The following is an 11,962-nucleotide window of genomic DNA, read 5'->3' as shown; positions in this document are numbered from 1 at the left end:
TAAGCTGGCTTTTTTTTATACTTAGTCTATAGATATTAATCAGTTGAGAGTGTGATATGGGCAAGTTAGTAGAAGGTAAATGGCAAGACGTTTGGTATGACACGAAAACCAGTGGCGGCAAGTTTGTCCGAGAAGATGCTGGGTTTCGACAATGGGTAGAAAACAAGCCTGATGCGAAATTTCAGCCTGAATCAGGCCGCTATCATTTGTACGTATCGCTCGCTTGTCCTTGGGCCCATCGCACCCTCATATTCCGAAAACTGAAAAAGTTAGACGCGCATATTGATGTGACTGTGGTATGTCCGGATATGATGGGAGAGGGATGGCAAATGGGCTTGCCTGAGCCTTTATTTGGGCACACTCGGATGCACCAAATCTACACTCAAGCTAAGCCAGATTATACAGGTCGCGTTACGGTGCCAGTGTTGTGGGATAAAAAGCACAATACGATAGTGAGCAACGAGTCTTCTGAGATTATCCGCATGTTTAATTCAGAGTTTAATGAACTTACGGGTAACCAAGATGATTATTACCCCAATGAATTAAGAGCGTTGGTGGACGAGTGGAATGATTACATCTATCCCAATGTCAACAATGGCGTATATCGTTGCGGGTTTGCGACGGCTCAAGAAGCCTACGAAGAAGCTTACGATAACTTGTTTGAAGCGCTTGATCGGATCGACACACACCTAGCAAGCCACCGTTATCTTGCAGGTGGTGCTATCACGGAAGCGGATTGGCGATTGTTTACAACATTGATTCGATTTGATGCTGTGTATGTCGGCCACTTCAAATGCAATAAGAAACGCATCGCCGACTTTCCAAACTTGCACGGATATATGAAAGAGTTATATCAGGTCGAAGGGATTGCAGAAACGACCGATTTTTATCACATCAAACGTCATTACTACTTTAGCCACACAGGAATCAACCCAACGCAAGTGGTGCCCAAAGGCCCCGAGCTTGACCTAGAATCTGCTCATGGTCGTGGGCACATTTAAATTGCAATAACCTGATCACGGCCCTGTGATTTCGCTTGGTACAGGGCCGCGTCTGTTATCTTCATTGTTTCGTCAATTCGGACGATTCCTTCCTCGACCACCAATTCGCATAATCCTCCACTCAGCGTCACTTGTAGAGTTTGATCTCCAATCGATATGGGTGTTTGACTTAACTTTTCTCTCAGTGCATTGGCAATGCTAAACGCGCTTGCTTTATCGGGCGCTGGAAAAATGGTGCAAAACTCTTCGCCGCCGACTCGATAAAACGCATCTTGGTGGACTTGCTGACCGACGATTTGAGCGACCACTTTTAATACCGTGTCACCTGCGGCATGGCCATAGTTGTCGTTGACTCGTTTAAAGTGGTCGAGATCAAAGTGCACAAGGTAGTGATTGTGAGCCAAATCCGGATTGTTTGACGTATCAGCCTCAAGCGCCAAGCGATTTTTTGCGCCGGTCAATGGATCGAGGAGAGCGGCATCACTAAGCTTGCCTTTGATCTTGGTTTGCATATCTTCATGAACAAAAGAGATTGCCCAAATTAGAAAATAAGGAATGGTGAAGTTGACCAAGGTATAGGGTGTCGAGTTGATGAGAGGTGGGTAAGAGGCAAGGATAGAAATCGCAACTAAATAGAAGCCGAATGTGATGGCTGAAGCGATATAACGGTTAAAAAATATATGGTACAAAGCGGGAAAACAAAATGCCCAAAAAACCAAAACAGAGTAGCCATCTGCCACTGCCATGCTGTAGATAAGTAGGGCAGTGAGGCCTGAAATCACTAGCGCTGAATGCCAAGGCCTGTAATGGCCGAACTCTATTCTCAAATACACATAGATGCAAATAGCAGTATAGATAGAGTCGATAACACCGAACTTTGGTAAGTCCCAGAAAAAAAAAGTTAACAATCGTAAAGCCTGTGCCGGTGAACGCCAGAAAAAAGCTGGTGATCTTCAGAACATTTTGTTCGAGTGAGGCTTGTGATGAAAATAGCTTTACTGACATTTGAAACCCAAGCATGACGTTTGGGATAAGTGTAGCAATAAAAAAAAGCAGCAGTAAAATACTGCTGCTTTTTCATTAACATAAACCAATAACGTTTAGTTTTGCTCTTGGTCTGCCTGAATGGCGGTTAGTGCGATTGTGTAAACAATATCGTCGACTAGTGCACCGCGAGACAAGTCGTTTACAGGCTTGCGCATACCTTGCAGCATTGGACCGATAGAGACTAGGTCTGCTGAACGTTGTACCGCTTTGTATGTTGTGTTGCCCGTGTTTAGGTCTGGGAATACAAATACGGTTGCTTTACCTGCAACTGGAGAGTTTGGTGCTTTAGAGGCTGCCACGTTTTCCATGATAGCCGCGTCGTACTGAAGAGGACCATCGATGACAAGATCAGGACGCTTCTCTTGAGCAAGTTTCGTCGCTTCACGTACCTTATCAACGTCTGCACCCTTACCAGATTCACCGGTAGAGTATGAGATCATTGCAACACGTGGGTCGATACCAAATGCGGCTGCAGAATCCGCTGATTGGATAGCGATTTCAGCAAGCTGTTCAGCCGTTGGATCTGGGTTGATTGCACAGTCGCCGTAAACCAGTACTTGATCAGGCAGAAGCATGAAGAACACTGAAGATACAATAGACGCGTTCGGTGCAGTCTTGATGATCTGGAATGGCGGGACAATCGTGTTTGCTGTTGTATGGACAGCACCAGAGACCAGACCGTCAACTTCGTTGTTCTCAAGCATCATAGTGCCTAGGAATACTGAGTCTTGTAGCTTCTCACGAGCAACAACTTCAGTCATGCCTTTCGCACCACGTAGTTCAACTAAACGAGCAACGTAGTTTTCGCGGATAGCGTCAGAATCAATGATCTGAACACCTGCGCCAAGTTCAACACCTTGCTGTGCGGCAACACGTTTGATCTCTTCTGGGTTACCCAGAAGTACACATTCTGCAATACCGCGCTCGGCACAGATAGCCGCCGCTTTTACTGTGCGAGGTTCATCACCTTCCGGCAGAACGATACGTTTACCTGCACGACGAGCGAACTCAGTAAGCTGGTAACGGAATGCTGGTGGGCTTAGACGGCGTGATTTTTGAGTGCCTTCCGTCATAGACTCAATCCAGTTGCCATCGATGTGGCCAGCAACGTGTTCGTTGATGAACTCGATACGCTCTTTATCATCTTCAGGTACTTCAAGGCTGAAGCTCTGTAAGTTCAGAGATGTCTGCCAAGTGTTGCCCTGTGCTTTGAAGATTGGAAGGCCAGTATCGAACGCTGGCTTACACAGACCAACGATTTCTTCAGGAATGTCGTAACCGCCAGTCAGAAGTACCGCACCAATATCGACACCATTCATTGCTGCAAGTGCTGCTGCAACGATGACGTCTGGACGGTCCGCAGAGGTTACCAATAAAGAGCCATGCTTAAAGTGCTCAATCATGTTTGGTAGTGAACGTGCACAGAACGTGATGCTCTTGATACGACGAGTGTTGATATCACCTTCGTTGATGACGTCAGCATTAAGGTGCTTCGCCATGTCGATTGCACGAGTGGCAATCAGGTCGATGCTCCATGGCACACAACCAAGAACGCGGATTGGAGATGTGTTAAAGATCTCCATCACTTTCATTTCGTTTTGCTTCGCGCTGTCTGCATCATCAAAGATTTCTGACAGGTCTGGGCGAGTACGTCCTGCTTCATCAACTGGAGCGTTAAGCTTGTTGATGATAACGCCTGAGATATTCTTGTTCTTAGTACCGCCGAAGTTCGAACATGCGACTTCGATACGCTCTTTAAGCTGTGCAGGGTTATCTGTACCTGGTGTCGCAACAAGCACGATCTCTGCGCCAAGTGTTGCCGCGATTTCTGCGTTCACTTGGTTCGCAAACGGGTGCTTACGAGTAGGTACAAGACCTTCAATCAATGTAACGTCTGCGTCTTTATTGATCTGATTGTAACGCTCTACTACTGTTTCCAGCAGCTCATCCATGTTGTCATTACCAATAAGGCTTTCAGCGACAGACATCGCCAAAGGTTCACCGATCTTCATATCGCTGTTATGACCAACGATCGTTGAAGTCAGATCGGGCTGATCGCCACCTGAACGTGGCTGACAAATCGGTTTGTAAAAAGAAACCTTAACGCCTTTGCGCTCCATAGCGCGAAGAACACCCATGCTTACACTAGTAAGACCAACACCAGCGCTGGCAGGGATAAGCATAATAGTACGAGACATTCGTAGAGTACCTTTAGCTATTTTAGATAAAAGCCCAACTTCGTATTCCCTGAAATGGAATAGGAGTTACGCCCCTTAGTAAGAACACCGGCTGACTTACAAGTCAGCCGGTTGAGTCAATTAAAGACCTGCTAGACGCGCAGTGTCTTCTGCGATAACGAGCTCTTCGTTAGTAGAGATAACCATCGCTGGGATGCGGCTATCAGCTGTAGTGATAGTACCTTCGCCGCCGAAACGTGCTTTCAGGTTAGCTTCACCGTCAACTTCGATACCGAATACGCCCAGACGGTTAAGAACCATTTCGCGGATTGGACCAGAGTTTTCGCCGATACCACCAGTGAATACGATCGCATCAAGACGGCCTTCTAGAGTCGCCGTGTAACCAGCAACGTATTTCGCTAGGCGATGGCAGAATACATCCATGGCGCGAGTTGCTTCTTCTTTCTCACCGTAGTTGTCTTCAACGAAACGGCAGTCGGAGGTCACTTCAGTCAGACCAGCAAGGCCAGATTCTTTAGTTAGCATGTTGTTGATTTTCTCAACTGAGTAACCAAGAGTATCGTGTAGGTGGAAGATGATCGCAGGGTCAATGTCGCCACAACGCGTACCCATTACCAGACCTTCTAGAGGAGTCAGACCCATTGAAGTGTCTACAGATTTACCGTTTTTAACCGCACATACAGATGCACCGTTACCTAGGTGACAGTTGATGATGTTAACTTCTTCAACTGGCTTACCAAGGATATTAGCAACTTCACGAGTGATGAATAGGTGTGAAGTACCGTGCATGCCGTAACGACGGATACCGTGCTCTTTGTAGAGGTTGTATGGAAGAGCGTATAGGTAAGACTCTTCAGGCATTGTTTGGTGGAAAGCAGTGTCAAACACAGCAACGTTTTTCAGTGCTGGGAAAGATTTTTGCGCTGCTTTGATGCCAATGATGTGAGCAGGATTGTGAAGAGGTGCTAGAGTTGCACAGTCTTCGATACCTTTAAGAACGTCGTCAGTAATAAGTGCCGACTGAGTGAACTTCTCCCCGCCGTGTACAACACGGTGACCGATTGCTGCTAGGTTCTCAGAAAGCTCTGGCTTAGAAGCAAGAATAGTTTCTACCATGAACGCTAGAGCTTCTTCGTGAGCTGCGCCGTTGCCTAGTTGAGCTTCGTGCTTACCGTCAAGTTTCCACTTGATACGAGCTTCAGGAAGGTGCAGACATTCTGCAAGGCCTGTTAGATGCTCATCACCGCTTTCTGCATCGACAACAGCAAATTTAAGAGAAGAACTACCGCAGTTTAAAACTAAAACTAGCTTAGACATGAGTGACTACCTGTAATAATCAATTAGGATAAAAAATTAATCACAAGAATAGACGAAGCTCACAGGCTGCGTACTAGTCTTGGTCAAAAAAGCTTCAAATTCCGTATAAAAAGACAGCAGCGATTCCCAATCACTGCTCATGCATCCGCTGCAGAAAGGTCCCGAGAGTTGCTTAAATTGTAAATAACAGCAACAATGAGATTGTGGGCCCGCAGAGGATAGCGATAATAGGTAATAATAACAAAAAAATTTGAAAGAATATTAATTTTCATCAATTTTTTACGCTGAAATTTTAATCTTTCAACTTATTTTTAGTTTTACAGGCCTGAGACTGGAGTGAGAGAGTCCTATGAGTAATAAAGTCGGTTTAGTTCACAACCTTCGTGATGGGCAAAAGTACATGGAAATTTGGCCTACGCGCAAAGAACTCAATTTGCTGTTTCCAGAGCAACGCATTATCAAAGCCACCAAATTCGGTGTAAAAGTAATGCCCGCGATCGCCGCGATTAGTGTCTTGACCCAAATGGCCTTCAATAACTATACAGCGATGCCTCAGGCGGTGATTATTGCCTTGTTTGCTATCAGCATGCCGATTCATGGTATGTGGTGGCTCGGTAATCGTGCGAACACCCAGCTGCCTCCAGCGTTAGCAGGTTGGTACCGTGAACTTCACCAAAAAATTGTTGAGAGTGGATGCGCGTTAGAACCGCTGAAAAGCAGACCTCGTTACAAGGAGTTGGCGCAGATCCTGAATCGTGCTTTTCGTCAACTGGATAAGCATGCTCTAGAGCGGTGGTTTTAGGAGAGGGAACGGGCTACGCCCTACAGAACACTTCGTTTCGAGAATCGGGAACAGACTTCGCCGTTCTAGAGAAGAACGCCGCAATATGCCGTCATTCCCTAGACTGACGAAGGAAGGAGTAGGGAATCTCCATAAGCTTGCGACTTTCGTTAAGAGATCCCCAACTCACTCGTACCTCGTTCTTGAGGATGATTAGTGTACAAAGAGCTCTTATTGATTCTGTCATTCCATAGAACGACGAAGGAGTGAGTAGGGAATCTCTAACAATTCTCGATGCACTCTAAACTAATTTCAGTTCAAACAAAAAAACGCCCACCGAAGTGAGCGTTTTCTCTTATTTAATATTATTTAACTTTAGTTGAACATGGCAATCGCGTCAGCTGGGTTTACGTAATCAAGATCGAAGCTTTCTGCTACTTCTTTACACGTCACTTTGCCATGGATTACGTTCAAGCCTTCTAGGAAACCATTATCTTCTAGTAGAGCTTCACGGTAACCTTTGTTCGCTAGCTTAACAATGTAAGGAAGTGTTGCATTGTTTAGAGCGAATGTAGAAGTGCGAGCAACAGCACCTGGCATGTTAGCAACACAGTAGTGAACTACGTCGTCAACGATATAGGTTGGTTCTGCGTGTGTGGTCGCGTGTGAAGTCTCGAAACAACCGCCTTGGTCGATTGCAACGTCAACAACTGCTGCGCCTGGCTTCATCTTAGCGATGTGTTCTTTGGTGACGAGTTTAGGAGCTGCAGCGCCTGGGATAAGAACTGCACCTATGACGAGATCAGCATCTAGTACATGCTTTTCAATGGCATCTTCTGTAGAGTAAACCACTTTTGCGCGCCCTTGGAATTCTTCGTCAAGACGGCGCAGAGTGTCGACGTTGCGGTCTAAGATTGTCACGTCTGCACGCAGGCCAACAGCCATACGAGCGGCGTTAGCACCGACGACACCACCACCAACGACCACTACTTTTGCTGGTTCAACACCTGGTACACCGCCGAGCAGAAGGCCACGGCCACCGTGAGATTTCTCCAAAGTTTGTGCGCCAGCTTGGATAGACATACGACCTGCTACTTCAGACATTGGAGCAAGTAGTGGCAAGCGACCCATATTATCTGTTACAGTCTCATATGCTATACAGACAGCTTTGCTCTTGATTAGCTCTTCAGTTTGTGGAAAATCTGGTGCTAGGTGCAAATAAGTAAATAATATTTGTCCCTCACGAAGCATAGCTCGCTCAACAGCTTGGGGTTCTTTGACCTTTACAATCATTTCTGCTTGCGCGAAAACGTCAGCAGCGGTAGGAAGAATGGATGCGCCTACAGCGATGTAATCATCGTCTGAAAAACCAATGCCAGAACCGGCCTTGGTTTCTACAAAAACTTGGTGACCTTGAGATACTAGCTCGCGAACGCTGGCTGGGATCATGCCAACACGGTATTCGTGGTTTTTGATTTCCTTAGGTACGCCAATGATCATCCTGACTCCTCATTTTATTTTGGTTGTATAAACTATATTGGTTGTATTAACTGTATGTAGGGTAATTCTATCGAATTAATATCTAGTATAGATACGATTGAATAAAATTTGATACTGAATATTAAAAAGTTGTAGTATATTTTTTTGCAAGGAAGTAATAAGGTGGAATAAAAAATGGCAGACAACAATAAGAAGCCGTCTAAGGATCTAGACCGTATCGATCGCAACATTCTAAACGAACTGCAGAAAGACGGTCGTATTTCAAACGTTGAACTGTCTAAACGAGTTGGTCTTTCACCAACACCGTGTTTAGAACGTGTTCGTCGTCTGGAACGTCAAGGGTACATTACGGGTTATACAGCTTTGTTAAACCCTCAGTTCCTTGATGCCTCACTGCTGGTTTTCGTAGAAATTACGTTAAACCGTGGTGCTCCAGATGTGTTTGAACAGTTTAATGCAGCAGTGCAGAAGCTCGATGATATTCAAGAGTGTCACCTAGTGTCAGGTGACTTTGATTACCTATTGAAGACTCGAGTGTCGGACATGAGTGCATATCGAAAGCTCCTAGGCGATACGCTTCTGCGTCTTCCTGGCGTTAACGACACACGTACGTACGTCGTTATGGAAGAAGTGAAGCAAACAAACCAGTTAGTTATCAAAACGCGCTAAACTTTGCTTTATAGCGTAATACCTTTCGATATTCTGACTTAAGGTAATTGGGTTTTAAGTCCTGATATGGTTAAATCAATAGTCCGAGTGGCATAGCTGCTCGGACTATTTTTTTCCTTACTGATTAGCCGGATGGATGTTCTGCCATACGAGCTTTAGCCAGCAATCAGTATTACGCAGTTGATAAGTCGGTTATGTTCAAAGAGAACAAAAATAAAGTTGAAACAATAATCAAAACTGGAGAAGAGCCTCACTCCTCTCGTCTTGATGGGCCTCAGCGTCTTAAAGAGTGCAGTCTGATTGTGGTTGTGCTGTTTTCTATATTATTGTCCGTTGCATTAGTCACCTTTAACCCCGCTGATCCTTCTTGGTCCCAAACGGCTTGGGGAGGTGATATACATAATGCAGGAGGGCTCGTCGGGGCCTGGGTTGCCGATACACTGTTTTTCACATTTGGTTCTCTTGCATATCCGATACCCCTTGTTATGACTGTTACGGCTTGGGTGATGCTAAGGAATCGAGAAGAAAACGAGTCAATTGATTTGATGCTTTGGGGCACTCGTTTTCTCGGATTAGCGATACTTATTCTGACCAGTTGCGGCCTAGCAGACATTAACTTCGATGATATCTGGTATTTCTCGTCCGGTGGTGTCATTGGCGATGTGTTGACCAGTCTAGCGCTGCCCACTCTTAATATTTTGGGCACGACTCTGGTATTACTGTTTTTATGGGGCGCAGGCTTCACCTTGTTGACTGGGATCTCTTGGCTCAACATTGTCGATAGGATTGGGGAAGTGGCAATTAATCTTGTCACTAACCTTGTTAACCGAGCGCGCGGAGAAAAAGACGAAATCCTTGAACCTGAGTTGATGGTGCCTGAAGAAATCTCCCCACAGGCCAATGAGCAAACTAACCAGGATGAGGTGTTGTTTGTTTCGGAGTCAGAGAAAGAGCCACGCCGTTTCAATATCCACATGCCTGAAGTACGTCAAGAGGCCAAAGTAAGCAAGCCTGCCAGTGAGAGTGTCGAGGTAGAGAATGCAGTGGTTGAACCCAATGCGTCAATACCCATCTCTGAGCCCGCCCCCATAGAGGAAGTGACTGCTACCCCTCATACTCAAGCGTTTGACGAAACAATTCAAGATGAGCGCTTAATGCAACTGGGCTCAACGATAGAAGAGCTGGATGCTGTGGCTCAAAGTGAAAATGATTTTGCCACCCAAGATCGCCGAATTGAATCAAAAAACATCCCAGAACCTGAGGAAGAAAACGTCATTGTTGACGAGGCCGAAGTTGTCGATGATCCTGTGAAAGGCATGCCATGGAGCGTCGAACAGAGTGATGAAGAACAGGCCCTTGTTCAACCAAACATTGACCCTGTAGCACTTGAAAGAATTTCAGATGCTGTTGAACCTGAAAACGCTCATCAGCTACCCAATATTTCAACATTTGATGTTGCGGATGAGGAAACCAACGATAGCGATCTTGTTGAAATCGAAGAAGTGAATCAAGATGATGATGTTGCTGCGTTCCAAAACATTGTTGCTGATGCTCAGGCAAAAGTAGTAGCTCAGCAGAACCCATTCCTTGTCCAGCAAGATACTAACCTTCCGATGCCAAAAGAGCCGATGCCAACATTGGAGCTTTTATATCACCCTGAAAAGCGTGAAAACTTTATTGACCGCGCTGCCTTGGAAGAAATAGCCCGCTTGGTTGAAGCTAAGCTTGCCGACTACAAGATTAAGGCTGAAGTGGTCGATATTTTCCCTGGTCCTGTCATTACTCGATTTGAGTTAGATCTAGCACCAGGGGTAAAGGTGAGCCGTATTTCAGGCTTGTCGATGGACTTAGCCCGCTCATTGTCCGCGATGGCGGTTCGTGTTGTGGAAGTGATACCGGGTAAACCATACGTGGGGCTTGAGTTACCAAATATGAGCCGACAGACCGTATACTTCTCAGATGTTGTGGGGAGTCAGCACTTTATTGACGCCAAATCACCGACAACGGTCGTCCTTGGTCAGGATATCGCAGGTGAGGCAGTTGTCGCAGATCTGTCGAAGATGCCGCATGTGCTTGTCGCGGGTACCACGGGCTCAGGTAAGTCAGTGGGTGTTAACGTGATGATCTTGAGTATGCTGTACAAAGCGACTCCCGAAGAAGTGCGTTTCATCATGATTGACCCGAAAATGCTTGAGCTATCGGTATACGAAGGTATTCCACATCTTCTCTCTGAAGTGGTTACTGACATGAAAGACGCGTCGAATGCGCTGCGTTGGTGTGTGGGCGAGATGGAACGTCGTTACAAACTGATGTCTGCACTTGGCGTACGTAACATCAAAGGCTTTAACGACAAGCTTAAGATAGCCGCAGAAGCGGGACATCCTATTCACGACCCATTGTGGCAACCGGGTGATAGCATGGACGAAACTCCACCATTGCTGGAGAAACTGCCTTACATTGTGGTTATTGTCGATGAATTCGCTGACCTGATGATGGTTGTAGGCAAGAAAGTCGAAGAGCTCATAGCCCGTCTAGCTCAAAAAGCGCGTGCTGCGGGTATTCACTTAATTCTCGCTACCCAACGTCCATCTGTTGACGTCATTACTGGCTTAATCAAAGCTAATATCCCAACTCGTGTTGCGTTCACCGTATCAACCAAAACAGACTCTAGGACCATTCTAGATCAAGGTGGTGCCGAATCATTATTGGGTATGGGTGATATGCTTTATCTTCCACCAGGGTCGAGCCACACGGTGCGTGTTCATGGCGCCTTTGCTTCAGATGACGATGTTCATGCGGTGGTAAACAATTGGAAAGCGCGGGGTAAGCCCAACTATATTGACGAAATTACCAATGGTGACCAGGGCCCAGAGGCACTGTTACCAGGCGAAAAGCCAGAAGGTGAAGAAGAGATGGACCCGTTGTTTGACCAAGTTGTGGAACACGTTGTACAGTCACGCCGTGGTTCTGTATCCGGTGTGCAGCGGCGCTTTAAAATCGGCTATAACCGTGCAGCTCGTATTGTTGAACAGCTAGAGGCTCAAGGGATTGTGAGTGCGCCTGGACATAATGGAAATAGGGAAGTTTTAGCGCCAGCACCCGGTCGAGAGATGAACTAACGGCAAAGCTGTTAGGAACGGGCTGCGCCCTATGGATCGCTTCGCTCCGAGATGCGAGAACGGGCTCCGCCCTACGAGATAAGACAAAGCAGGGTGTTCTGAATCGAGAATGGAATGCCTCTAAGAGATAGACCGTCATTCCATAGACCGACGAAGGAGGGAGTAGGGAATCTCTGTGCTCTCTTAGCTTACTTTGGGAGATCCCCAACTCGGTCGTCCCTCCCTCTTGAGGATGACACTTGTTTACGTAAAGGGTTGATGTTGTGTCAGCCTTTCTAGCCTTTCTAGCCTTTCTAGCATTCTCTAGTTTTCCGTAACAAAGTCCGCTCC

At 46.3% G+C, this 11,962-nt stretch carries 7 protein-coding genes and 1 pseudogene; 4 read left to right on the top strand and 4 right to left on the bottom strand.

From position 1 onward, the window contains the following. Window positions 1-56 precede the first annotated feature (56 nt). Window positions 57-1,001 carry a glutathione S-transferase family protein gene (locus KW548_12960; protein ID QXX06032.1) on the top strand — a complete coding sequence of 315 codons (945 nt, stop codon included), beginning with the start codon at window positions 57-59 and terminating at the stop codon, window positions 999-1,001. On the opposite strand, the pseudogene KW548_12955 reads toward KW548_12960, so the two are convergent. The 3 genes and pseudogenes from KW548_12955 to KW548_12945 form a co-directional block, all read right to left on the bottom strand. Next, window positions 998-2,006: pseudogene (locus KW548_12955) on the bottom strand (GGDEF domain-containing protein). The gene KW548_12960 and the pseudogene KW548_12955 sit on opposite strands and share 4 nt — an antisense overlap. A gap of 95 nt (window positions 2,007-2,101) precedes the next feature. Then, window positions 2,102-4,246: a phosphate acetyltransferase gene (gene pta / locus KW548_12950; protein ID QXX06031.1), complete on the bottom strand. Its 2,145-nt coding sequence runs from the start codon at window positions 4,244-4,246 to the stop codon at window positions 2,102-2,104. Window positions 4,247-4,366: 120 nt separating this feature from the next. After that, entirely contained in the window at window positions 4,367-5,563 is a 1,197-nt protein-coding gene (locus tag KW548_12945; protein QXX06030.1) for an acetate kinase, read from the bottom strand. Window positions 5,564-5,912: 349 nt separating this feature from the next. Here KW548_12945 and KW548_12940 point away from each other — a divergent pair, with 349 nt between their 5' ends. Further along, window positions 5,913-6,365: a DUF412 domain-containing protein gene (locus tag KW548_12940; protein QXX06029.1), complete on the top strand. Its 453-nt coding sequence runs from the start codon at window positions 5,913-5,915 to the stop codon at window positions 6,363-6,365. Window positions 6,366-6,719: 354 nt separating this feature from the next. On the opposite strand, the gene ald is transcribed toward KW548_12940, so the two are convergent. Further along, window positions 6,720-7,844, bottom strand: a complete 1,125-nt coding sequence (gene ald / locus KW548_12935; protein ID QXX06028.1) for an alanine dehydrogenase — start codon at window positions 7,842-7,844, stop codon at window positions 6,720-6,722. A 174-nt stretch (window positions 7,845-8,018) separates the two neighbouring features. On the opposite strand from ald, the gene lrp reads away from it, so the two are divergent. Further along, on the top strand, window positions 8,019-8,513 hold the full coding sequence (lrp, locus tag KW548_12930) for a leucine-responsive transcriptional regulator Lrp (protein ID QXX06027.1): 495 nt from the start codon (window positions 8,019-8,021) through the stop codon (window positions 8,511-8,513). 194 nt (window positions 8,514-8,707) lie between these two features. Further along, a complete protein-coding gene (locus KW548_12925) occupies window positions 8,708-11,632 on the top strand; it encodes a DNA translocase FtsK 4TM domain-containing protein (GenBank protein ID QXX06026.1) in 2,925 nt (974 codons plus the stop codon). Window positions 11,633-11,962 lie beyond the last annotated feature (330 nt).

The sequence above is a fragment of the Vibrio neptunius genome (genome assembly GCA_019339365.1).
GTDB lineage: Bacteria > Pseudomonadota > Gammaproteobacteria > Enterobacterales > Vibrionaceae > Vibrio > Vibrio neptunius.
The sequence above is the reverse complement of the archived record's forward strand: the minus strand, read 5'-3'. Positions and strand labels throughout refer to the sequence as shown.